The organism is Paenibacillus sp. JT22N7 (assembly GCF_059383875.1).
The window spans coordinates 553,185-577,200 of record NZ_JBXENY010000004.1; the positions used below are offsets into that span (position 1 = coordinate 553,185).

The following is a 24,016-nucleotide window of genomic DNA, read 5'->3' on the forward strand; positions in this document are numbered from 1 at the left end:
AAAATGATTTTACTGGTCATTTCCTTATAAATCTTCTCCTTTGTTGAAATAGACCCGGCTTCATTTGACAAATTATCCGGCTAAATATAAAATGATAATATACTTTTTGGTACAGAAAAATCGACAGTTGAGATGTCCGGAATCATGGAGTAATGAACAAAAATTCAAGATTAACGAGGGGTATTCATTATGGCAAGAACCCGTGAATTTGATGAACAAAAAGTATTAGAAGCAGCGATGGAGCTATTTTGGGAAAAGGGATATGAAGCTACCTCATTAAGCGATTTAACTTCCAGAATGGGGATTCAACGCCCTAGTATATACTCGACCTTTGGAGACAAGAAAGAATTGTTCGAAGCTGCGCTACGAAGATACACAATGTCCCGCGCATCCGAAGTACGAGCTAGACTACAGAACCATTCTTCTGTAATAGAAGCTTTTTCCGCTTATTTTGAAAGCGTGGTTGTTGAGGAATATGCAGAAGATCGAAGTCGGGGCTGTTTATGCATCAATACCATGGTCGAACTTGCGCCCCATGACGAGAAATTTGAAATTCTCACCAGAGAACATCAAATGTACCTATCTGTCATATTTCAAGAGACCATTGAACGAGGTATTCAATCAGGTGAGCTCAAGCGTGGTATCAATGCGAAGGCTTTGGCGCAGGCGCTAATCTTATCGTTAATCGGACTAACCGTAATCTTGAAATCTCGTCCAGAGCGATCATTTGTTGATCAGGCGATAGCGGTCACACTTACACTGCTTAATTCGAATGAAGTCACCCCCGTTAAATAGATTTTTATAAAAGTGATCATAGCATGGATTCCAATTGTAGTATTTGCTAACTTAGCCATAGATCTATCCTCTATTTACCATCACTTGTGATACGGTACACCACGCTGTCTGTAACGGCAAGTTTTTGGGCACCTTAACAGGTGCCCTTCGCATTATTTAACGCCTAGCAGGCTTATATAACCTCTGCTCGCTCTATTTTTTACCCAAATTAATCATCTGAACCAACTTCTCCGTGCAGCTCAATCATATGCTCGCTATGGGTCTCTCCCCAATCGTTAAGTGCCTGCAACACCGTGCTTAAGCCTTTGCCGTATTCTGAAATGGAGTATTCCACTTTCGGCGGAATCTGGTTATACACCTTGCGATAAACGATATCGTTATACTCAAGCTCTCTTAATTGCTGCGTGAGCATCTTTTTGTTGATATCCGGTATTGCTCTGTGCTAGGTAAAGGTAACTTTTTGTTAGCTATGTTTAGTTAAAGTGCCTACTTCCTTAAATGAATGACTAAGGTCTATTATACCTTTAGCAAGTAGCGAATACGCAGCCAGGAGGAGGCTTTATTAATGAATATCGTGTTATGGATCGTTCAAGGTCTGGCAGCACTGGGTTTTGTTTATTCAGGGTGGTTGAAGGCGTTTCAGTATGAAAAAGCCAAGGCGTCCTGGGGCTGGGTAAAGGACGTTTCAAAAGCGTTCGTGGTCTTTATTGGGTTAGCAGAATTGCTCGGGGCAATTGGAATCATTTTGCCTCAAGCGACAAATATCTTGCCTGTACTGACGCCAATTGCCGCAATTGCATTTGCCGCAGTCGTTCTTTTTGGCGCCCTCTTTCATATTAAGCGTAAGGAATACCGGGAAATCAGCGTGAACATCGTCTTCTTCGCGCTCGCTGTATTTGTTGCGGTCAGCCGTTTTTAGGCCGATGCTCTTCGTGAGGCATAATCCAACTTTTGGCTTGTTCCTCCAATTGAACAACGGTTTCTTCGAATTTTTTTATTGGAAGGTAGCCCAAGTCATTTCTTATTTTGTTGCAATTATACGTCATTCTAATTGGGTTTCCATCGGGTACTATGAGCGTTTTTTTCATAGCATGCGCAAGACGTACAGTAAACTCTCTTTCTGTATAGTTTCCGTCCACAGCGTTGTAGGTCTGATTTACTGCCGCAGGATGCGTCGCTGCTAATACGCACATCTCAGCTAAGTTATCCGCATGCACCCATGGTGTCAAATCCTCAGGATGAATCCAATCCACCTTTTCTACAGCAGCAAGCTTTGCGACCAGCTTGTCGCCCCAGTGGGAGTTTTTTTCGGCACAAATAATGCCTGGGCGCAAAATGACACCTTTTAGTCCATTAGCCATTGCATCTTGTAAAATCCGTTCCGATTCACATTTCGTTGAAGTGTATACCTCAGAGTGGCCATATGCTAAATTGCGTGCTTCATCCAGCTCCACATCTCCTTCAAGATGACCATAAACAGATACAGTGGAAATATGTACGAAGCGTTCAACTCCTGCCGATATAGCCCCCTCAACCAGATTTTGGACCCCATGAATATTAGATTGCTCAGCAGTGGCTCTATCGCCACCGAGATACGCCGCAGCGTGAATGACAATGTCAACATCTTTTAGCGCTTCCTTAATCGCTTCCCTATCCGTTAAGTCTCCAATTATGGGTATTATGCCAAGATTATTGCAGAGGTAAATTTTTTCTTTGTCACGTATAAGCCCTTTGACTTTTGCCCCCTCTTTGAGGCACTTAGTCGCAATTTTGTCCCCTGTAGTTCCCGAAACACCTGTTACAAGAACAACTTTATCTTTAAGTTTCATTTAATTTCTCCTATATTAAGACAAGCGTTCCTCTTAACCAATGAATTCCACACTAATTTTCCGCAAAATATGCCCTTTAACTGCAATAATCATGTCTGAGGTTATAGCTTATTAAATTCCACTCCGTATTTATTGAAGATGGCCTCGTACTTATTTTCGAATATGGCCCACCGATTTTCCGCTCCGTACTTTTCCTGCAAAGCCTTCAAATATTGGTTAGCCGCTGCTGTATCGTTCGATTGCAAAAGCAGATGAAAGCTCTCTTCGCCCAGATGCAAAAATGGACCCGAAATGTAATAGTCCACAATGGATCTAGCACTGGTCATCGTATCATAGAAATGAATAACTTCTTCTAATCCGCCTAACAGCGTTTTTCTTAACTCATCCCTATCCGTATCAGGAGTAATTGCGAATCGATCTGGAGCAGCCGGGGCAATTTCCCCGATTCTTGCTCTGAAGTGACACTCCGCTTCCTGAGGCGCCGTCAAAATCTCTTTCGATTGAATCTGCGCCAACTTCGCTGCATAAATGCCGCAGTTCACATAAAACATAACATTTTCCGCCGAATTGCCCGAGGATTTTTGGAAATTGAACATGTAGATGAGACCATCTGTTTTTCTACTGAAATTCAAACTCTTCTTGGCAAAGCCATGCTTTGCAAGGAACGGCTTTACATCCTGCTTTATCAGATCGATAAATAGCTGCTGCAATACAATTCCTCCTGTCTGACTTTTCATATTACTGCCAAACCCGGTTATATGACGAAGTCCTGTGCACGTTTGTTATTTTTATTATAATGCTCGTGTTTCCTGAGTCCACCTCCTTTTTACCTGAATTTTGGAAATGATTTTTATAAGGGTATCCTATTTTCGCTGTCACTTCTAACTTGATTCGCCATGCTGTCGGTTATGACAAGATTTAGGGCCATCCTTTGCGGGATGGCCCTTTCTTTGATCTCGTATTTTTTGCAAACAGAATAAGTGGATAGACCCCTTCAAATTGCGGTTTTGCTTATTTTAATATTCTTTTTTAATTACAAAAAATGAGCCCCGAATGGTACCAGCTAGTTTAGACTTCTGTCTGGCAAACTTAAACTTCTCTTCTAGCTCCTTTGGTATCTCCATCCCCTCAGAAAGCTTAAAACCAACGGCCCGCTTCTTAGGGTCATCAACCGTATACATGACGTTGATTGCAAGACCATCCTCATAAAAGACATAGGCAAATTTGATATTTTCCACTTGAAACTGCGACGTTTCTAAAGGTTTGGCCGCAAATTCAATATCACGTTCTTCTTTCAAAATCCGGTTCACATATTCAAGAGTCTCTTGGCTTTCACCAGCTTGTACAACCGTAAATTCATGCTTGTATTTGTTCATGAAATAACGGGCTTCATTAGCACGTAATCCAGCCAGTGCTTCTACTACAGGTGAAGACTCTAAACCAACTGTAGATACATTTTTAAAATCAACGATATAGGACATTTCCATCTCTCCTTTTATTTTATTATTTCCAAAAAACTTGCTGTTATTTATGAAACAGTTCAGCTAAACGGATCTATCGGCAAAAATAGATGTATTAAGCATAAAAACAACCTTTGCTCACTTTAAATGTAAGCAAAGGTTGTTCGATCTACAAGATTACTTATCAATAATGTCCGTTATTTTCAACATTCTTGCAATTAATGCCGTGACCTCCGCACGCGTCATTGGTGCTTTCGGACTGAGAACCTCTGGTCCATTACCTTGAATAATTTCCGCTGCGATCAGTTGGGCAACATCTGCTTTTGCCCAAGCAGATACGTCAGGCGCATCCTTGTATCCAGCCAGTGCCGAAGCTGCTTGTTCTTCACTCAACGCGGCTCCTGAGTCTATCATACGGTATGCACGGGCAATCATCGAAAATCCCTGTTCTCTAGTAATTTCCTGATTGCCGTAGAAGCTTCCATCGTTGTAGCCGCGAACGATACCGAACTCATTCGCAATGGCTACGGAAGCACCGTACCATGCTGAATCCGTAACATCCGGGAAAATATTTTGCGGTGCATCCTGACGCATTAAGCCCAGACCCAATACAACAATGTCAGCAAATTCCGAGCGCGTAACATTGCGGTTCGGCGAAAACGAATTGTTGCCCGTTCCTTCAAGATCAAGTCTTGCTGCAACATTGTTCGTGTCCATTTTGCCCCAATGGTTCTTCACATCGTCGAAATCTCGCGGATTCCAGATGACCGAATAGGAACCATGGCTGCGCAAGTCGTTAATTTGTGCGTAATAACGGCCATTGATTTTCGCTAAAACCGTCGGCACATGGAATACACTTCCGTCCGAATTAACAACGACACCTGTCGTGATACGGTTCGGATCGATACCTTCCGGAAGAGCGATGTACTTAGGCGCATATCCACTCAGTTGCTCAGATCTTTTCGTCTTACCGCTATTCGTGAAGGTCAAGTCGAGATCAACCGGGTTAACCAGCAGTTGGTAACCTTGCGATGTCGCTTTATTCTTAGCGCTCTGAATCAATGCATCCGCTGAACGGGAGATGTTGATTTGAACGGCTATATCGTTTAATGCGGGGTTCCCCAATTGCTTGGACACCGAGTCAAGGTCCATCTTTCCGCCAGGAACAGGATAGATTGCCAGCTCATTGCTGATTTCGAGGTTTGCCTTTTTATCAGCCAATGTTTTCACAGTTCCTGCCGTTAATCCGTCTACTTTAAGATCGCCATTTTTAGGTGAGTGGATTACAAGTTTCTGTCCGTTGCCTTGTGCCAGGGACTCGTTCAGCTTGTTCAGATCAACTTGAACCGACGTTGTCGTACGGTCTTCTAAAGTTGACGTTTTGCCGGTTGCAAACGTGCCCTCCTTGTCGTTCACAGAGGTTTGGATTCCCGACTCATCCGGCTTTGTAGGTGTTATTGGAGTCGTCGTGCTTCCGCCACCAGTTCCGCTATTGTTTCCATTTGATGTTGAAGCCGACGTGCGAATCTTGGCGGACGCGCTGATGGTGGACGCGCTTTGTGTCACTGTTGCTTTCACTCGCGTTACAAACGAATACTCCGTATCCGGCGTCAGTCCAATGAACGTCGGGCTGCTTTGCCACGTTAAGCCGCCATCCTTGCTGTACTCCTGGCCGTCAACGGCCTGCAACGTGATGCTCGTTGCGGTCTTACTATCCTCTACCGGAACGCTAGGTGCCGGTGGACCATCCACTTTCGCGACCGGTGCCGTAGCCTCGCTTGCTACACTGCCAGTCGCATGCGTGCCATCAGCTATAACCTTCACGGTAATAGCCTTGCCGATATCGTCTTCAGTTAACGCGTAGCTGGCACTCTCCGCTCCCGGAATGGCGACTCCGTCGCGATACCACTGGTACATCGTCGCGTCTTCCGTCGTGTCCGGCGTATAGTTGATACCCGATAGATCGGCCGTCAACGTTTGACCAATCTGGGCTGTACCCCTGATCGACACGGTGCCTCCCATTACCGAATATTCCGGTGTTGTAACTCTCGTGCCACTTAAGTCTGTTGTAGGAGGCTCACCGATCATATCTTCAGGAACTGTCACAATTTGATAGGTGGTCCCAGGGTCAAGGTTATAAAAGGTTAAATCTGAACCCGTACCTGTTTTCCAATCACTGACCACATTGCCTTGTGCATCAGCTATAGCATATTTAACCAGAGTCGATGAAGGGTTTACAGTAATTGTTGTTTTACCGGGATTTACCGAATCTTTTCCTACTGCAACGTTATCATTTACTGTCGGCAATGTAATACTTTGCGTCTCAGTAACCGTACCTGGAGTTGTTGTACTTGCATTAAATGTCGTCGAAGCGGCAACTTTGTAAGTACCACCAGGCATTAAAGGTTGAAAGACAATTGGGTTTCCGTTGCTTGGATACCACCCGTGTGAATCGGCCATAATTTCATTGCCGTTTTGATCATATGCTTTATATCCTGTAACCGGGTTCCCGTCCAGATCGGTAACGCTCATCACCGTACTTACGTCAAGAGGGGTTCCAATGATTGTGCCGGAACCGTTATAAACGGAATAAACTGCTGACGTTACACTCTTGATACCGCTTGAAAAGCTTGCAACATCTTTTGTGGCAGTGATGACGTTAATGACACCAGAATCATACTCAACGATAACTCCTGGATCTTTATATTGGCTAGTAACACCGTGTGTATTATTTACGGGTAAGTATCCTATTTTAGTATCATCTTTGTCTAGCATAAGTGTAAGATGGGTAGGGATTCCATTTGGCAGAAGAGTTGCTTCCAGACCTGTTTGCTGATTCGGGTTTGTTACATACCTTGTTTCGCTATAAACAGAAGTGTCCCAATTAGGTCCTTGAGTTTTAGTAGCGCCTATAAAGCTTAAAAAATGCCAAATCCCTCCATCCCCCGCCCAGGGACTTTGACTTTTAAATTCTTTAAACATACTGGCAATCGCAAACATTTCACCAGGATTGTCTGCTGTCGGCTCTACAAGATGTCCGTGATTGTTTGTTGCAATATCCACAGCATCTTTAAAACCCATGGTATTCTGTCTTGCCACATATACAAAATGACGTCCATTGTAGGTACGTACAGATGTTTTTCCATCGTTCAATGGTTCTCCTGGCGCTACATTTACTGTTACACTTTGGGTTTGACCTGAATTTTGTGTAAATGTCAGATTTCGAATAATGGCTTGAATTTCTTCATTAGTTGTACCGCTTGAAAAATTGAATACTCTATTTGTAGGTGTAGATTCGTCAGTAATAACGCCACTAATGTTTATGCCATTCGTCAACTCGGTAATACCGCTTGAAAGAGTTCCAACAGTAATTGTGCCATTATTTACAGTCACAATAAAGTATCCGCTCTCTTCATCAAGTCCTCCAAATGTAGCATTGGATAGCTGATAGGTTGATTCGGATAATCGAACAGGAGTACCAAGATCAAATGTTGGTGTATCCGCCGCTCTTGCCTCTAACGGATAAAAAGGCATCGTCGTCAACACCATAACGATTGCCATTAGAAAAGATAACATGCTTCGATTTTTTAATTTCATCTTTGGTTCTTTCCTCCTAATGAAAGTATTGAAATTCTCCCCGCCATGGTCAGATGATTATAACGCTATCTTGTCATGTCGCAACACCCCGTTCTGAGTTCAACTAAACAAATAGCGGAGAGAGACCGTAATGAGCGGTTTTCTATAAACCACATTATAGACAAAACTTCTAACCAAACTCTAACCACAAATAATAGATTTGACGGAAGTGAGCCTGCTCTCAACTTCGGACCAAAAATCCAACCATTTCCTTATTAAATAGATATCGTTTCTTACCGATATAGATATAGCATCAGAAATATGGATTCAATGTTCGACGATTGGGGGCTGCGTACGAATGAAGGTCATGTTGATAGACGATGAGCGGCTGGCGTTAGTCAGGTTGGAAAAAATGCTGGGGGAATTTCACGATTGCCAAGTAATCGGCTCCTTTTCGAAGGCAGAGTTGGCGATCAATCATATTGGCGAATTCAAACCCGACGCCGTCTTTCTGGATATTCATATGCCGGGATTGAATGGTTTGAGAGCAACCGAGAGAATACGTTCTGTCTCGCCGGACACGAAAATCATCTATGTGACAGCCTATGACGAATACGCGATTGAGGCATTCGAACTGGATGCGACCGATTACTTAATGAAGCCGTTAAGACGCGAACGCGTGAGCCGAACCATACAGCGTCTACGGGAGCGCGTTGTTGAGCATAAATTGGAGTCTCCGGAAGAAGGTTTGTTGTACCATTGCTTGGGTGCCATGCAAATCCGGAAGCCAAACGGGGAAATGGAGTTCCTGAAGTGGAGAACGACGAAAGCGAAAGAGTTGTTTGCCTACTTACTGCATCATCGCGGGAAACTCATTAGCAAGAACGCCTTGCTGGAGCTGCTGTGGCCGGAATTGGACGAACGCAAAGGGCTCGCCAACCTGCAGACAAGTATTAATCGGATTCGGAGCTTATGGAAGAATACGTTCGGAGAAGGCTATATATCCATCCGATATTCTCAGTACGGATATGTCCTTGAGTCGAAACAGCTGCTAATCGATGCGGAGGAATGGGAACAAGAGCTTCGCCGATTAAACCCTGTGTCCATTGAGCAGGCCCCTGAACATCAGCGATTGCTCGATATGTATCGCGCTAATTTTTACGAAGAGGATCATTATGTGTGGGCGGAGAGCGAACGCCAAAGGCTCAAGGGACTATGGTTGCAACATGCCCAGCAGTTGGGGCAATTCTATTGTTCTAACGACATGAATATGGAAGCGCTTGGGGTTTATCATCAAATACAAAAGCAGGATCCTCTGAATGAAGATAGTTACCTCACGCTTATGAATATATATGCTCGGCTGAGTGACGCCGATTCTGTTCATAAACAATATGAATTTATAGTTCGAATATTGAAACAAGAAGTAGCGACCGATCCCAGTATTGGCATATTGGAATGGTATACACGATGGAAAAAGTCAGATAAAAGCGTGGTGCACCATTAGACGATTGGACGCAATCTGTACCTGAAATCAAGCGCGTTACCTGGGCTGCATGGAGTCGGTTGACAAAAAAACCGTTCGTCCGATCGTTGTACCAAGGGATTGAACGAACGGTGGTGGGACTTATTAAATCCTATTGATAACGCAAGTGTAAGCGCGAGTGTTCTTATATTTATGTTTGGTTCATTTACGGATTTAGGCTAAGCCTTTTTCCTCCCAATTTTTGGAACTACAAAACTGACAATTGTGCCTTGATTCGGAACACTTCGGATTTGCAGTCCTTTGCCGTATATTTGTTTCAATCGCCGATCCGTATTGAACAAGCCGATTCCCGCCCTTCCTTCCAGCCGACTGTCCAGGATACGCCTCACCGTTTCCTCATCCATACCTAAACCGTTATCTGCAACCGAAATTTCCGCATCATGTTCTTTTTCAGTAATTCGGATATGAATCTCTCCACCTTCATCACGACTTAGTAGGCCGTGTCGTATTGCGTTTTCGACAAGAGGCTGGATGCTGAGCGGGGGGACTTGCAAATGAAGCCTTGAGTCGACCTCCCAGCGAATGTTTAATCTATCCTCAAAACGTTCCTTTTCGATATACAGATATGAGCGGACAAGACCAAGCTCCTGGTCAAGTGAAACGAGCCGTTCCAAATTCCGAAAATCGAAGCTTGCCCGCAAGTAGTGGCCGAATGCTTCAAGCAAAGCGCTCATTTTATCATTATCGATTTCGCTGAGAGCGGCTATTGAATTGAGCGTATTGTAAAGAAAATGTGGTTGGATTTGCGCCTGAAGCCAGGCTGCTTCCATGCGCAGCCTTTCACGCACCGATTGCCTCAATTCAGTCAATGCCCGCACCCTGGACTTCAATTCCATCGCATCAACCGGCTTCGTTACGTAATCGTTGGCGCCAGACAAGAATCCGATATCTATATCTTCCGGTCTGCTACGAGCGGTCAGGAGCAAGATGGGTAGCTCCGAAATGGAAAATCGCTCACGAATAAAGCGGGACAATTCATACCCCGACATATGGGGCATCATAATGTCGGTAATGATCAAGTCCCATTCTCTGGTATCCAAAATGGCAAGCGCTTCAGATCCACTTACAGCTGTGACGACGGTATACTTTTCCGAAGCAAGGATATTGCTCAGTATATTTAAATTGACGGCATCATCGTCTATGACCAGAATGTTTGGCCAATCAGCATCGGCCGCCGACTCCAGTTTGGTAATGTCAACGCGAGGTCCCGAGGAAACAGTAACGGCCGCTTCTGCATAAACGGCCGTTACCGGTGCAATCATTGCAGTCTCGCTTTGCCTGCTCGATACATCGGAGAACGGCAAGGCTAAGCTGAATACTGAACCTTGGCCCGGAATGGAGCTAACCTCCAACATGCTTCCATGCAGCTCCACCAGCTGCTTGCATATACTTAACCCGAGCCCGAGCCCATTTCCAATCGCCGTTATGCCAGAGTCCCCCTGCTCGTAAGGAGCAAACATCCTTTGCTGTGTCTCCAGATCTATCCCCATGCCGGTGTCGGCGACGACAATATTCGCCTTACCGTCCTTCACCTCAGCCTTTATTGTGATTTGTCCTTGATCTGTATATTTCACCGCATTGTGAAGCAGGTTGAACAAAATTTGCGTAAGCCGGTTTTCATCGGCCATGACACTAGGGAAGTTGACCGGAATGTCGTTGACGATACGAACCGGCTTGCCTTCCGTCAAGAAACGAAGCATATCGGTTACACCGGATGCGACTCCCTGAACGCGGACACTCCCTATGTGCAGGCGGATCCCATTCTCCTGAAGTCGTCTCATGTCCAGCAGATCGTTAAGCATGTATGACATTCGCTTGCCTACGGAAATAAGCAGCTTCATGTTCTCTCTGTTTTTGTCGTCTTTATCGTTAATTCCGGTATCCAGAACGGTCTGGGCGATGTTAAGTATGCCATGCAGCGGATTCCGCAATTCATGGGATGTGTTTGCCAGGAAATCGTCTTTCAGCTTGTCCACTTTCTGCAGCTTCTCGGCGAGCTTCGCCGTTTGGGTGGTAACGTGGAAATAGCGTTTGAACCAGAAAGACGCAAAAGCGAGGAACGCAACGATCAAGTCAATCGGGTAATAACCCATAGCGAGCAGACCCTTAAGATAACCCCCAATGATATTAGTCAAAATGCAGGTTAGACCAAAGACCAAATAAATGGCATTCTTATCGCTTATCAGGGCTGTACGCAGCGAGAACATCAGAAAGTACAAACAAGCTATTAAATCTATGGTGTAGTATACAGCCAATGCGCTCAGCCCATATCCCGCTGGCAATAGTACAATCGCCAGTGTAGCAATCACGCAGAGCAAGGGGAACCATCGGAACACCCTGTTCTCCTCATGCTCCGGCAAGAGACTTTTGGCAAACTGCAGCAGGAAGGCGCCTACTCCAATAAAGGACAGAAGGATGAGTTTAATGGACCACTCGTAGCTGAGGGCCGGCAGCCATGCCAGCAAAAGTTTATCGTCGTCGAGCAGTGTCATGACAATAGTACTAACAACGAGCATAAAAAAGTTGATCAAAGATTTATTCCGTGTTCCGATCACGTAAAGAATCAAGGCATACAAGGCATGAATCATCAGAACGACAACTACGACTATCTGCATGTTAACGGAAAACCCTACTTCTTTTTTCACCGCTCGTTCACTGCCGAACTTGATCGATCCAGTCACACCGCCTCTTATGCTGTTGTCATAATTCGCGGCATGTACGACAATATCAATTTCGTCAGTATCGGCCTTGAAAATAGCGGTATAGGGCGTGCTTCGGGCTGTATACTGCTGTTTGTTCTTTGCTGGTTGCCCATCTTTCGCCAATAGACGACCGTTTACGTATAGCTCGGACGATGTAGCCACATTCGGAACGCGGATGCCATAGGTTAGTTCGTTATCCAGGTCCACCTTGACGCGCAGACGATAAGAGCCATAGCCATATGGCGAGTTGTTCGCGGATAATAACGAGTCCCACTTTCCGGGAACCGGGATGAACATCCTCCCTTCTCGGGATGAGAGTGTGTTCGACTCGCCTTGTTTCACAAATTTGCCGGGATAAAACTCCCACTCTCCGTCTAATGTAATCGTGCGATCATTGGTGAAGTCGAAACCGCGCAAATCCAACTCGCCCCGAACCGCATGAGGGTGATCCGGCGACGTCAGAAGAAATGCCCAAATGATTCGAATCAGGATTAAGGTGATAAAGAATGACCCTGTAATAAGGACCGCTTTTCGTTTTGTCATCATAATCCAACCTATTTCGACAAAAACCAGGAAATCCCTTTGATGATAACTATTAAATCTTGAAAAATGGAACATATGCTGATAATCACAGCTTCCATACCGGGTATTGATGGTCGTATCTACAATGCCCTCGACGATGCGCCGATTTCCGTTGCAGAGTTGCTTCAGCTTCATAATAGCGAAATTTTGTCGGAAGCACTGCATCAGGATTATTATCCATAGGACATGATCGTTGATACAACACGTATAAGAAAGGAATTACAATATCGACCGATTTACCCGTCGTTCTATTCGGCGAAAGATACAGGGGCATTTTAAGGACAAGGATATAATACCACAGAGTTTCGGAGGCAAAAAAATCGCGTCCTCCAAGTGGAGAACGCGATATGAAGCAGTTTGATTTCGTGTTTCAATATCGTCATTAACGCTTTCGGGCAACCACCGCTAACCGGCCGTTTTCGGTCGAGTACTCGCACGTGGACAGCACAATAAGCTTGTCGCCATACCGGGCTGTTACTCCAGTGTCATAAAGAGCGAGTTCATTGATGTTCTGAACATACGAATCGAACTCGGCGGGCGTACTTACATTCTCAATCTGGTAGTATTTAAAAACGTCGTCCGATTTGCGATAAACTTTTGAAAGAATAACGGCAACTATCTCATACTCTTCCTGTTCGTAAAGCGTGCTGAACTGGAACGTAGCATGCTCTTTATAAAAGCTTTCGTTCTTGTACTTCATTAAATCTTTAAACATCCAGCCGCTTTTCATGTGATGTCCATGAATCAGCAAAATGTCCGAACCGTTAGTCCGGCTATGCGCGTCCAAAAATGGGAGGCCGCCTTTGTTTTCCTTTTTATCGAAATCATGATTGAGATAGTACTCCGCATCCTGTTGATTCTGCATGACTGGGTACTCAATTCGGGTACCGTCAATCTTCAGCCAGCCGACGATGTCCGGGTTCCTCTCGTAAAGCTCTCGAAATTCGGGAAGCATGACCGGCTCATTCGCCTTATTGAACAAAAGGGAGGGGAATGCATCCCCTCCGACTTTGTCCGACCCTTCCTCCCAAACTTTTGTCAGCTCTTCGATTTTCTGCTGCTCAGCATAATCCCGCAGGAGAGTTCTCGCAGCACTAACGAGAGAAAATACCAACACAAGGAAGGAAACGGCGATAAGAATTTTTTTAGTTTTGCTCATTTTCTTACCGCCTTTCCGATCACTGGATGTGCTTTTTCTTCTTATTACCGAGTAGACAGAATCCGATCGTCATCAAAGACATCAGCGCCAAAGCCATATAGAAGATTGGCGGTACGCTGTTGTCGCCAGTCAACGGAGCATCGTCCAGCTCGTTGTTACCGTTGCCGATTTCATTGTTACCGTTGTCGGTTCCGCTATTACCGTTGCCGGTTCCGCTGTTACCGTTGTCGGTTCCGTTGTTACCGTTGTCGGTTCCGCTGTTACCGTTGTCGGTTCCGTTGTTACCGTTGTCGGTTCCGCTGTTACCGTTGTCGGTTCCGCTGTTACCGTTGTCGGTTCCGCCGTTACCGTTGTCGGTTCCGCCGTTACCGTTGTCGGTTCCGCCGTTGCCGTTGTCGGTTCCGCCGTTGCCGTTGTCGGTTCCGCCGTTGCCGTTGTCGGTTCCGCCGTTGCCGTTGCCGGTTCCGCCGTTACCGTTGTCGGTTCCGCCGTTACCATTGTCGGTTCCGCCGTTACCGTTGCCGCCGGTTCCGCCGTTACCGTTGCCGCCGGAACTGATCGGCTTCATTGGCACATCGTATTTTACAATGTCAAAATCGACAGAAATCGTATCACTCCTGTGCGTTTCGTATCCGTCCTTCGTTACGATCAGATAGTAATCCGCTTCAGGAAACACCATGTAAGCATAGAAGCCATTTGCGTCGCTATCCTGCTCCGGGCTCTCATTGTCGTGCGGCGGAAAATTCGGAACCTGAGGAAGCGTTACTTTCGTATCCGGAATGCGGCCGTTATCTCTATTCCGCTGCGTATCCGCATAATACAATGTAACTTTGGCTCCATCAATTTTCTTGCCAGTGTTGGCATTTCCTGTCGTTTCATCATAAACCGTACCGTAAGGGTCGACCAATTCCTCGGAAATATTCAACTCTCCGTTAGCCTTCACGTCCAGTTGCGTCACTTTGAGGAGCAGTTCCTCGCCGGTCTCAGCTTTATAACGAACTTCCATTGTGTACTTCTGCTCGCTTAGCCCTTCCACGGAGAAAGTTCCGTTCAAAGCCATTGGGAATGCCTTGGGACGACCGTTCTCCATAATATAATTGCCGTGCTGATCCTTCAAATAGATATGCATATGGCTGGTAAACGAATCGTTGAATAGCTCTTTCGCTCCATCCGGCTGCTTGAACAGAACGATCCCTACCGCCGTAATGTCCGCCGGAACGGTCTCTTCCGTTACGCTGCCGTCCACATTTGCTTTTTGCGTGAACTCGACAGGGACATCCTTCCCGCCTATCTGATACCTCTTCGTATATGTGATCGTATAGTCGGTATCCGCTGTGACTGGGACCGAATATTCACCCTTCTCATTCGTCTCCACCTGAAGCTCCTTGCCTGTCTTCAGATCGGTCACTGTAATGGGCGCATTCGGAATGGCTTCTCCTGTGTTGTTGTCACGCAGTACGCCTTCCAGATACGGGCGGGTATTGACAAAGTGTGCTTCGGCCACTTTTTTCTCCGGAATGGTGCCTGTGCGAACGAGACTTTCGGGATCCGTCACATAGCCGTCATTCGTATAATCATCTTGGGTCACCTTATACTGGAGATCTGTCGGAAGTCCTTGCACAACGAGCGTCTGGCCATCTGCAAGCTCGAAGGTCTCTCCGCTCTTAATTGTGCCCTTGCTGCCGTCTGACTTCTCATAGGAGTAGGATTCGCTCTCTCCTTCGCCTGTGAAGGTGACCGTGTACTTGAACGGCTTCTGTTTGTCTTCGTCTTTGCCTTTAACCGTGTTGCTGATTAGTAGGCCGCCCTTCAAGACTCGCAAGTTCGTAAACGGGGCAGCTTCATCTTTGCCCTCCACGATTCCGGTATAATACCGTTCCTCAGGAATGGTCACGTATTCGTCGGCTGTGTATTCCTTCTGGGTAATGGTATATTTCAGACCCTTAGGCAGATCCAAAATATCCAGTGTCTCTCCATCCTTGAGCCTGAAGGTATCACGGGACTTGATCGTACCTGTGCCACCGCCCGACTTCAAGTAAGAGTAGCTTCCATCCTTGCCTGTATCCTCAAAGATGACGGTGTACTCGAACTCCTTCGTCTTGTCGCCGCCGTTGCCCATGACCGTATTGCTGACGGTCAGCTTGTTAACGGTTCGCTCATTGATGAAGTCCACCTTGTGGTCGCCTTTATTCACGATTGTTCCGGACAGCTCTCTCGTATCCGGCGTGATGGTATAACCGTCAACGGTCGTATAATCGGCCTCCGTTATGGTATAGACCAGATCCGCAGGCAATGTAGGGAGCGTCAGAGATTCTCCGTCCTTGAGGGTAATCTTGTCTCCACTCTTAATCGTGCCAGACGTATTATCCGACTTCTGATAGGCGTACTCTCCGTCCTTGCCTTCGCCGGTGAAGTTCACGGTGTATTCAAAATTCTTGGAAGAGTCGCTGCCGTTTCCTTCCACCTTATTGCTGATGGTCAGCTTTCCTTGCGCTGGCGTAGGCACGACCAACGGATTATCAGAGGTTACTTTCACACCGTCTACCCAGATGGGCTTTCCAGGCGTATTCCCGACGTAAACCTGATAAATTCTCGTAGTTGGCAACCATGTCGTTGTGTCAATATAAGTTTCCTTCAGCTCATAATACCCTGGATCTGGGAATAGCAGATTAAGTTTTCCTCCGCTATCGGTTGTTCCTTTAGCGACTTGAGTTCCGTCGCCTTTCTTATAGAGCGTAAACTCTACGTCTTTTAGCGGATTGTTGTCGGGATCTACCTTTTTCAGGGGCAGCAGGGCATTGGAGCTTGAACTGCCGGCCACGTCTGAACTGTCCAGCGTGCTTTCACTTTTGGCACTGACAGATTTCAGCTTATCATCGCCCATCAGCTTTACCTCGTTGCCCATTTTATCGCCAGCATTCGCTTTAGAAGGATCAACCTCGGTTTGGTACACAAACTGGTAAAACTTATTAGGGTCGTCCATTTTAAATAATAGAACCGTGGTGCCGCCCTCACCTGGCCCGGCCTCCACCTGAACTTCTGAATTCGGGTCGCTGAGATTCAGTGCAGCACCGTCTCGTTCAAGAGCACCGCCGGCAGTCAGTTTAGCAGGATAGACTGCCATACTAGGCGCTGTCAGCACAAGCTTTCCGTTTACTTCATAGCGCAGATTCATACCTGCACCTAGGGTATCCTGTAAATAAACACCCTGCTCCATGTTGAATGGCGGGGTATAGTTTACCGTCCATTCCAGCACCCCTGGAACTGGCTTAGTTACCGATTTGCCCAGAGTCTGAATAGGTACAATAACTTTGCGCTGTTCGGTGAGAACCTTCTCTTCTCCGCCCCATGTCATATGTAGGTCGGCTTTGTTATACAGCACCTGCTTGTCTGTGCCGTTGGTGGTGTACTCCTCTAAATATTTCTCTAGAGCCGTATTGGAAGGTCTTGCCTTAACCAGAATGACATAAGGGCTTTCCAACTTGGAGAAGGTAAAGGTGCCTTCATTGCCGCTATGGGAGAAACTCGCCACATGAGCAGGACTGTTTGGCTCAATGATTGACACGGCGTTGTTTCGGACCCCATAGCCAGTGCCGCTGACATTATCCGAGTAGCCCTTATAAAGCTCATAGTCCTTTCCCTCTCCAAAAGGAACGAACTCCCAACCCTCGGGCAAGGTGTCCACCAGCTTAACATCGGTGATAACCCGACTTCCACCGTCTTTCGCCATTTCGACTGTGTTGTAGCCCGGCATATTGATGCTTAGGCGGAAGGTGACCGTCTTAGTTATTCGGTCATAACCAGCTAAGGTGTATGCATCGCCGCTTGATGAGCTGTCATAACCGATATAGCGTTGAACGTTGTTCGGAGTATACCATGTGTCAGCCGTCCCATCCCCCTTAATAGGGTAGGATGCCGTAAGCATATCCTTGTTCAGCATACGCAGGTGAAGGTTGGCGCTGTTTTGCGCTTGCTTTACGGTTTCGCCGTCAATGAGCAAAGCCCGATTCCAGATTGTTTTCCCTGCGTTAATATCCTGTCTGAAGAGGATGTCTGTGTTGGTCTCAAGGGCACGGAAGCTGAAGGATGAAGCTACTTCGGTATAACCGGTCACCTTGATCAAATCAGCCACCACTTTACCGTCCACGGTCAAAGGAATATTTTTCATGGTCAGGCTAGTTGCATTGGTCTTCAAAGTTCCCGACTGGTATTGCTTCCAAAGCTGCGCAGAATTGACGTTTCCTTTGATTTTCGCAATCGTTTCCGCACTCACTTCGCCCGTTTCATCCACAGCGTTGTCCAAGACGTTCAAATCTCCGCCATGCACCAGCACATCGTATACCGCAGCATTTGGCAAAGCATACTGTGGCGTTAGATTAACGGTCCATGTGATACTGCCCAGGTTATAATCCTCCATCGTAATAGCGCCTGTTTTTGTAAAAGTGTGCGCCCCAATGGTGACAATTGCCTCGTCAGTCACTGCGTTAGGTCTTGTGCCAGTCATTACATCGTTGTTCTGTATGCCATTTGGTGTATCCAAATTCCAGTTGGCACGAGGATCGATTCTGAAGCTGGAACCGCTTTTCACCTTGCTCTTAATTACTAATTCTACTTTACCGTTAATATCCCCAAAGGAATAAACTCCGTTTGAATCTGGTGTAATTTGTGTTTCTTCAGATACAGTGCCATCTACCGTTGTCTTCCATGCAGCCGATTCAAATTCCAGCCCAGCAGGTAATACATTGGTTATAGAAAAGTCCTTTAACCCTTTTTTGTTATATTGGTTAACTGTTACTTTCCATGTAATCGTTTCATTTGGATGGTCATATGAAGCCGAGGCTTGAATCCAGTCGGGTGCTACCCACGTTTCCCGTACTGCGCTGGCTTTTACAGCAGCACTCTCATCCCTCAGTTCAACTTTTGGATCAAAACGCTGTCCATTAGATCGACCGGGATCAAGCCCCACGCCCCGATACTCTTTATAAAACAAATCCTTATTGAACCATGCTTGATACTCAACCTTCGGGTCCACACCAGTTCCCGCTGGGAAGATGTAGCTCAGCCCGCCATCAGCATCTATGGTTGGCTCTACCGTAGTGCCGTTTACCTTGAAGGAGCCCGGTACATAGACCATTCGGTAATCGGCAGGCTTCGTATAGAAAGTCATCCCATCTAGTGGCAGCTTGATTGCTGCATCAAGCACATCAAAGGAGGATGGAGTAGACTGGATGGTCAGATAACCATCCTGATAGGCTGGCACGGTCACATACCACCAAGTCCAGCTCCCATTCTTTGGCCAGTTGTTTCCTGTCAAGCTAATGCTGTACGCCGGCGTAACATCAGGGTTCTTTAGCTCATACGCTCCCCCGAAAATCGAGATAGGCTTTGTATCGCCGTAATTTATGCCCGTTACATCCGAATTGGCAGTGGTTTCAAAGCCGAAGGTAACCGCTTTTCCAACACCATTGAAAAACCAATCGTCGCCATTAAATACAATCTTGATGCTATTTGGGGTGAAATAAGCGGTGCCAAGCTGTTTCACTCCAAAATCAGTTGTGGCCATCAAGGATTTGGTTGCTGTTGGCAGCACCACTTCCTTGAAGTAGGGATCCCTGTTTAGCTCGATCGAGTCTCCCTTCTGAATGTACTTGGTCGTGTCATTTTCATCCGGCGTATTTGCATAATCCCCCTTTACCGGCACCTTGAGGCCCTCTGATTTGAGGGTAAATGCCTGTCGGCCCTGAATTGTACCGCCTGGAGCAATTTCAGCTCCCTGCGTCACCTTCAGCGGAAAGGTTGAATTAGCATCCATGAACACCACCGTTTTGTCCGTCACGGCTGCCGCCATCATTATGGAATTGTTCGGCACATCGTACACTGCCTCAGTTACTGATTGCGGTTCGTCCGCACTCGGCGCGCTCTCCGCATATGCAGGGACAGAGAATGCCACCGTCTGCAAGACAAGCATAATTGCCAGGCAGAAAGAGAGTATTGCTTTACCTATGCTGCGTTTACGTTTCAAGACACATTTCTCCTCCATTCCCGAAACTACTGATATACTTCCACCCAAATTTCGACACTTTCTTTCCTAGTTTAAAAACCTGGACTCTACAAAATCTCTACAATGTATATAATTTCCTTCTCCTTTTAAATTTCAATAAAAATCAACCACTGACAGACTTCAAAGCGTTAAATATAGATCGCAATAATAGCTTTCTAACATCGCATTAATTTTGAGAAACCAAAAAAAATTTGGCCTATTCCTCGTGTGAGTTTTTTCCTTTATATGCATAGTTCGGGGTGTGGAGAATGTGTGATTTATTGTGTTTTTCTAGAAATTTTATTCCATTAGAGGGTGTTCGGAAACGGTACTGTAAAAAGCAAAACGAGCCTGCCGGTAATGGCGCAGGACTCGTCTGTGGCTATGCTGCGAGGAGATACGTCGGTCAATTGTCACTGGTCCGAATCTTGACGAGCAGGCTGCTCTTGTGCAGGTGGGGAATCGTGATGCCGAATATCCCGAGCTCGATTTGAAGAGATTACCAATGATTCTTTGGTTAGGAAGCTGGTACGGAAAGCACCGGGATAAAATGGTTGCCTCCGTACATTTGCCGATTACCGGACGATTTTAAAAGATGAACAGAGGGCTTCCGTCCTACAGTTCGCTGTAATTGGCAGTAATGCCCAACGGATTGCTAAAGTGATTACTCTCATTAACCGAGATTACGCTAAGCCTCTGCGTATTGATGAGCTAGCTAGCAACAACTGCTAGCATGAGCGCATCTTCCTTGCACACTCATTTTAAAGAAGTTACTGCAATGAGCCCCTTGCAATATCAAAAACAAGTAAGCTTAGTAGTCTCAAATCTGCCCGCTTACGCTTTTACTTACTTTAATATTGTCCTTTAATTACAAAAAACGAGCCCCGAATGGTTCCAGCTAGTTTAGACTTCTGCCTAGCAAACTTAAACTTCCCTTCCAACTCCTTTGGTACCTCCATCCCCTCAGCAAGCTTAAAACCAACGGCCCGCTTCTTAGGGTCATCAACCGTATACATGACATTAATGCCAAGACCATCCTCATAAAAGACGTAGGTAAATTGGATATTTTCCACTTGAAAACGCGACGTTTCTAAAGGTTTGGCCGTAAACGCAATATCACGCTCTTTCAAAATGCGGTTCACATACTCAAGGTTTTCCTGACTTTCGCTTGCGGGTACGATCGTAAATTCATGTTTGTATTTGTTCATAAAGTAGCGGGCTTCATTAGCACGTAAACCAGCTAGCGCTTCTGCTACAGGTGAAGACTCTAAACCAACTGTAGACACATTTTTAAAATCAACGATATAGGACATTCTCATCTCTCCAATGAATTCGTTTATTTTCTAACAACAGGAATCCATATTTCACCATAGACGAGGCCGTCTCGCTGCCCCATCTCAACCGTTGCATTGGGTCCACCAACATAGGCGAAAATTTGGGCTTCTGGCAAGACTTGACCAAAGGCAATACCTGTAAGCTTATTGCTCATCTCTTCGGCCGTATTTCCTTCGCCTTTAACGACGAGGTATTGCCCCTTCGGAAATTGAATAACTCTGTGCTCTTCCGGTACCGATGCTTCTGTCATGACACCAGCATAATACATCATTTTGTGATTTACAGCTTCGTTCACGGCAAAAATGTAGTCATTCATGGCAATGGCCTTTAAAGCGTTAAGCCTTCCATCCTGCTCCACTGCCCGCCAAAAGTTTTCCTTTTCCTTATTCATGCCGGCATAATCTGTGTAATCGCTCTTCAACTCCGTGCCAATACCTAGAACGATAAAGCTTTCTTTTTCCTCAAGGGTATACACTGCCATGATCAACACTCCTTTTTTTGAATGAACTAAATAATTTGTTTTTTCACTTGATACGTTTATAATAGCTATAAATCATGTCAAAATATGATACTGTTTAGAGGGACACATGAAAAAAGTTGAACGGATTAACATCATCATGCGGTACATCAACAACCGCGCCCACTTTACTATTTCTGAAATCATGCGAGAATTCAACATCTCTCGTTCGACGGCGATTAGAGATGTCAGAGAAATTGAGGCGATGGGAATGCCGCTTGTCGCCGAAGTCGGGAGGGACGGGGGTTATTTTGTCATGAGTAACTCTGTCCTACCCACTGTCCGCTTTACCGATAATGAAATTAAAGCTCTTTTTATTGCCTTTATGGCCACAAGAAACCAACAACTCCCCTATCTTAAGAGTCGCCAATCTTTAGCGGAAAAAATACTCGGCCTCATCCCGAAAAACCAGCAGGATGATCTTGTTCTGTTAAATCAAATTTTGCTGTTCGAAGGAACCAACCCCCACAATCCCGACCTGCTTGATCTGACAGATCTGCCCCATCCTACTTTAGAACAACTCATCCAAATTCTTCTTATTGACAGCTATTTAGTGGTTTCCGTCGAAGAAGGAAGAGAACTAAAGTCTTATCCCATTTACCTCATGCATCTATATCGTGAAAAAAGCTCATGGCAAATTGAAGGCTTTGACTTAGATGAGGAAAAGAGGCGGATCATTCCTGTCGACAATCTCACCGATGTCAAACCATACCCTGAGAAAAAAAGAATAAGCAAGAAGATGATTGTCGAACAACTAAGCAAGCAGGAAGAAGCCATCAACCTGGTCCTCGAACTCGGTCCAAAGGCGATTGCCCAGTACAAAAAATACTATCCCTTACATATTTCCATTTCATACACAAATCCTTATCAAACTACAGCTGTTCTAAAAACATTTATCAATGTTCATCATGCGGAGGAATTGGCTGAAATAACAAATTGGCTGCTTTTTCTAGGGGGTGACATCAAGGTTAGGAAGGTGCCGAAAGAGGTTTTGGAGATTTTGCAGGAGAGGGTGGATGTTTTAGGAAACCGTTGAAAACCATAATAACACCTCCATCTAACAACGAAACAACACGAGTGCATAGCGCACTACGTGTTGTTTTCTTTATTCACATCGAATAACCCTAACTAATCGTATGGTTAGGCATTTTTGAAATGCATGTCTACTTGGGGGTATTTACAGCGGGCAGCCTTATAGTGGTAAAATATAGATAAGAAATATTGGGGGGGGAAGATGTGTATGGCTGAGTACGAAGATAATAGGAAGTTGAATTTTCTATTACGGCACCTAGAATATCATTATACCTACAATAAAACGTTCAATAATGAGGAAGAAAAGGGGAAGAAGCTCCTCCATTTTATAGTTGATCATCCCGGCCGCGTCGCGGGGAATCCCCCTCCGCCGCTCTGGGTGCGAGTAGCTTTCTCGGGAGGGCGATGCCAATGAGGGATGCTGCGGAGGGTCAGCAGAAGCACGGGCAGCAAGAACATTTCGAGACGCTGCCGCTGTTTTCCACCTCGGATAAGAACGGACGGATGACTATGCTCCGGCCGGGACGTCGCGTCGGACGCGCGGCTCCGTTAATGCCGTGGCTGCTTACAGCTGCTGCACTGTGGTCGCTGACAGGCTCCGTGCCGTTCGGTGCATTGCTCGGCATGGCGCCGACACCGGCAATCAGCATGCTCCTCGGTCATCCGGTCACAGTCGGCGTCGCCGTTTTGCTGTTGTTCGTCGCGATAGGTACGAGCGGCGGAGTGTACTCGCGATCGATTGAGCAGTTCGGACAGACCAGGGTGGCCGGCCTGTTCGCGACGCTATCGGTAACAGGAGGGCTCGCAGCAGTCGCGGGAGTCCTCCTGTTCTGGACGCTGACAAGCGACCTGTCGCGCCCCTTTGACCTCGAGGCCATAGCAACATCGCCGACGATCCCGCTAGAGCTCGGCGCAGTCGTCGGAGCTAGCTTCGCCCTCTGGGCCGCCATTACGCTCCTGCGGTTGCCCGGCTCTATCGCCCATGCCCGGCGGCGTCAGGCGGACATCGAGCGACTCCGCGTGGAGGGTTCGTCATGCACCGGGACGTTGACCGCCGTCAATTTTACTAACAGTTGGCTCTTTAATTTCCCGTTGTTCACGGTTGAGGTAAATTATATCGTTTACGGTGCTTCTCGTGTCGTCTCAGCACACATGCGCACCAGCGCCGACCGCGTTCCCCTCGTCGGGTCGCGAATGATCGTGCTGACCGACGGTCGCGGAACTACCCACGTGGAGCTGGACCTGGCAAGCGGAGCGGCATTCGAGCCGGACGTGGGGAAGTACGCCCCGTCGGACGGTTGATTTTGCGGCCCTGAACAGCTGCCATCATTGGAAGGGTATGATTTTATTCCATATCTCCCTAGCTTCACTTTAATTTCAGGGCTAATCATTAATTTTTCGCCGTTACTTGTAATATGGTTCTCCGCGCTGTCTGTAACGGCAAGA

Annotated in this window: 16 protein-coding genes; 6 read left to right on the forward strand and 10 right to left on the reverse strand. The window is 46.3% G+C overall.

Annotation, left to right across the window (positions count from 1 at the left end):
* Nucleotides 1–189: 189 nt before the first annotated feature.
* A complete protein-coding gene (locus AC50Y5_RS13945; protein WP_494861392.1) occupies nucleotides 190–795 on the forward strand; it encodes a TetR/AcrR family transcriptional regulator in 606 nt (201 codons plus the stop codon).
* 208 nt (nucleotides 796–1,003) lie between these two features.
* On the opposite strand, the gene AC50Y5_RS13950 is transcribed toward AC50Y5_RS13945, so the two are convergent.
* A complete protein-coding gene (locus AC50Y5_RS13950) occupies nucleotides 1,004–1,228 on the reverse strand; it encodes a winged helix-turn-helix transcriptional regulator (RefSeq protein ID WP_494861551.1) in 225 nt (74 codons plus the stop codon).
* Between the two features lie 132 nt (nucleotides 1,229–1,360).
* Here AC50Y5_RS13950 and AC50Y5_RS13955 point away from each other — a divergent pair, with 132 nt between their 5' ends.
* Nucleotides 1,361–1,714, forward strand: coding sequence for a DoxX family protein (locus AC50Y5_RS13955; RefSeq protein ID WP_494861394.1), 354 nt, complete (start codon nucleotides 1,361–1,363; stop codon nucleotides 1,712–1,714).
* Here the strand turns inward: AC50Y5_RS13955 and AC50Y5_RS13960 are convergent.
* From AC50Y5_RS13960 to AC50Y5_RS13975, 4 genes are all read right to left on the reverse strand, one after another.
* Complete coding sequence (locus tag AC50Y5_RS13960) at nucleotides 1,701–2,624, reverse strand: NAD-dependent epimerase/dehydratase family protein (RefSeq protein WP_494861396.1); 924 nt, start codon at nucleotides 2,622–2,624, stop codon at nucleotides 1,701–1,703. The genes AC50Y5_RS13955 and AC50Y5_RS13960 overlap by 14 nt on opposite strands.
* Nucleotides 2,625–2,725: 101 nt before the next feature.
* Complete coding sequence (locus AC50Y5_RS13965; RefSeq protein WP_494861398.1) at nucleotides 2,726–3,334, reverse strand: DUF4304 domain-containing protein; 609 nt, start codon at nucleotides 3,332–3,334, stop codon at nucleotides 2,726–2,728.
* Nucleotides 3,335–3,640: 306 nt separating this feature from the next.
* Nucleotides 3,641–4,105, reverse strand: coding sequence for a DUF8821 family protein (locus AC50Y5_RS13970; protein ID WP_494861400.1), 465 nt, complete (start codon nucleotides 4,103–4,105; stop codon nucleotides 3,641–3,643).
* 156 nt (nucleotides 4,106–4,261) lie between these two features.
* Complete coding sequence (locus AC50Y5_RS13975) at nucleotides 4,262–7,681, reverse strand: S-layer homology domain-containing protein (RefSeq protein WP_494861402.1); 3,420 nt, start codon at nucleotides 7,679–7,681, stop codon at nucleotides 4,262–4,264.
* Nucleotides 7,682–8,018: 337 nt separating this feature from the next.
* Here AC50Y5_RS13975 and AC50Y5_RS13980 point away from each other — a divergent pair, with 337 nt between their 5' ends.
* Nucleotides 8,019–9,164 (forward strand): response regulator, encoded by a 1,146-nt coding sequence (locus AC50Y5_RS13980; protein ID WP_494861404.1) that lies wholly within the window; start codon nucleotides 8,019–8,021, stop codon nucleotides 9,162–9,164.
* Between the two features lie 197 nt (nucleotides 9,165–9,361).
* Here the strand turns inward: AC50Y5_RS13980 and AC50Y5_RS13985 are convergent, their stop codons facing one another.
* The gene (locus AC50Y5_RS13985; RefSeq protein ID WP_494861406.1) at nucleotides 9,362–12,451 is read right to left on the reverse strand and encodes a hybrid sensor histidine kinase/response regulator; all 3,090 of its coding nucleotides are present in this window, start codon (nucleotides 12,449–12,451) and stop codon (nucleotides 9,362–9,364) included.
* Nucleotides 12,452–12,523: 72 nt separating this feature from the next.
* Here AC50Y5_RS13985 and AC50Y5_RS13990 point away from each other — a divergent pair, with 72 nt between their 5' ends.
* Nucleotides 12,524–12,670 carry a hypothetical protein gene (locus AC50Y5_RS13990; RefSeq protein WP_235533170.1) on the forward strand — a complete coding sequence of 49 codons (147 nt, stop codon included), beginning with the start codon at nucleotides 12,524–12,526 and terminating at the stop codon, nucleotides 12,668–12,670.
* A gap of 199 nt (nucleotides 12,671–12,869) precedes the next feature.
* On the opposite strand, the gene AC50Y5_RS13995 is transcribed toward AC50Y5_RS13990, so the two are convergent.
* The 4 genes from AC50Y5_RS13995 to AC50Y5_RS14010 all read right to left on the reverse strand — a co-directional run bounded on the left by AC50Y5_RS13995 (nucleotide 12,870) and on the right by AC50Y5_RS14010 (nucleotide 21,502).
* Complete coding sequence (locus tag AC50Y5_RS13995; RefSeq protein WP_494861408.1) at nucleotides 12,870–13,646, reverse strand: class B sortase; 777 nt, start codon at nucleotides 13,644–13,646, stop codon at nucleotides 12,870–12,872.
* A gap of 19 nt (nucleotides 13,647–13,665) precedes the next feature.
* Nucleotides 13,666–19,668 (reverse strand): DUF7601 domain-containing protein, encoded by a 6,003-nt coding sequence (locus AC50Y5_RS14000; protein WP_494861410.1) that lies wholly within the window; start codon nucleotides 19,666–19,668, stop codon nucleotides 13,666–13,668.
* An 869-nt stretch (nucleotides 19,669–20,537) separates the two neighbouring features.
* Complete coding sequence (locus AC50Y5_RS14005) at nucleotides 20,538–20,999, reverse strand: DUF8821 family protein (protein ID WP_056036209.1); 462 nt, start codon at nucleotides 20,997–20,999, stop codon at nucleotides 20,538–20,540.
* Nucleotides 21,000–21,022: 23 nt separating this feature from the next.
* Nucleotides 21,023–21,502 carry a GyrI-like domain-containing protein gene (locus tag AC50Y5_RS14010; protein ID WP_056036206.1) on the reverse strand — a complete coding sequence of 160 codons (480 nt, stop codon included), beginning with the start codon at nucleotides 21,500–21,502 and terminating at the stop codon, nucleotides 21,023–21,025.
* A gap of 106 nt (nucleotides 21,503–21,608) precedes the next feature.
* On the opposite strand from AC50Y5_RS14010, the gene AC50Y5_RS14015 reads away from it, so the two are divergent.
* Both AC50Y5_RS14015 and AC50Y5_RS14020 read left to right on the forward strand, forming a co-directional pair.
* Nucleotides 21,609–22,574: a helix-turn-helix transcriptional regulator gene (locus tag AC50Y5_RS14015; RefSeq protein WP_494861413.1), complete on the forward strand. Its 966-nt coding sequence runs from the start codon at nucleotides 21,609–21,611 to the stop codon at nucleotides 22,572–22,574.
* 407 nt (nucleotides 22,575–22,981) lie between these two features.
* The gene (locus AC50Y5_RS14020) at nucleotides 22,982–23,872 is read left to right on the forward strand and encodes a hypothetical protein (RefSeq protein ID WP_494861415.1); all 891 of its coding nucleotides are present in this window, start codon (nucleotides 22,982–22,984) and stop codon (nucleotides 23,870–23,872) included.
* The last annotated feature ends 144 nt before the right edge of the window (nucleotides 23,873–24,016 follow it).

Bases quoted from the DNA above. Each gene is read 5' to 3' on its own strand.
- AC50Y5_RS13945 (WP_494861392.1), top strand. From the start codon at position 190: ATGGCAAGAACCCGTGAATTTGATGAACAAAAAGTATTAGAAGCAGCG.
- AC50Y5_RS13955 (WP_494861394.1), top strand. From the start codon at position 1,361: ATGAATATCGTGTTATGGATCGTTCAAGGTCTGGCAGCACTGGGTTTT.
- AC50Y5_RS13960 (WP_494861396.1), bottom strand. From the start codon at position 2,624: ATGAAACTTAAAGATAAAGTTGTTCTTGTAACAGGTGTTTCGGGAACT.
- AC50Y5_RS13970 (WP_494861400.1), bottom strand. From the start codon at position 4,105: ATGTCCTATATCGTTGATTTTAAAAATGTATCTACAGTTGGTTTAGAG.
- AC50Y5_RS13975 (WP_494861402.1), bottom strand. From the start codon at position 7,681: ATGAAATTAAAAAATCGAAGCATGTTATCTTTTCTAATGGCAATCGTT.
- AC50Y5_RS13980 (WP_494861404.1), top strand. From the start codon at position 8,019: ATGAAGGTCATGTTGATAGACGATGAGCGGCTGGCGTTAGTCAGGTTG.
- AC50Y5_RS13985 (WP_494861406.1), bottom strand. From the start codon at position 12,451: ATGATGACAAAACGAAAAGCGGTCCTTATTACAGGGTCATTCTTTATC.
- AC50Y5_RS13990 (WP_235533170.1), top strand. From the start codon at position 12,524: ATGCTGATAATCACAGCTTCCATACCGGGTATTGATGGTCGTATCTAC.
- AC50Y5_RS13995 (WP_494861408.1), bottom strand. From the start codon at position 13,646: ATGAGCAAAACTAAAAAAATTCTTATCGCCGTTTCCTTCCTTGTGTTG.
- AC50Y5_RS14005 (WP_056036209.1), bottom strand. From the start codon at position 20,999: ATGTCCTATATCGTTGATTTTAAAAATGTGTCTACAGTTGGTTTAGAG.
- AC50Y5_RS14010 (WP_056036206.1), bottom strand. From the start codon at position 21,502: ATGGCAGTGTATACCCTTGAGGAAAAAGAAAGCTTTATCGTTCTAGGT.
- AC50Y5_RS14015 (WP_494861413.1), top strand. From the start codon at position 21,609: ATGAAAAAAGTTGAACGGATTAACATCATCATGCGGTACATCAACAAC.
- AC50Y5_RS14020 (WP_494861415.1), top strand. From the start codon at position 22,982: ATGAGGGATGCTGCGGAGGGTCAGCAGAAGCACGGGCAGCAAGAACAT.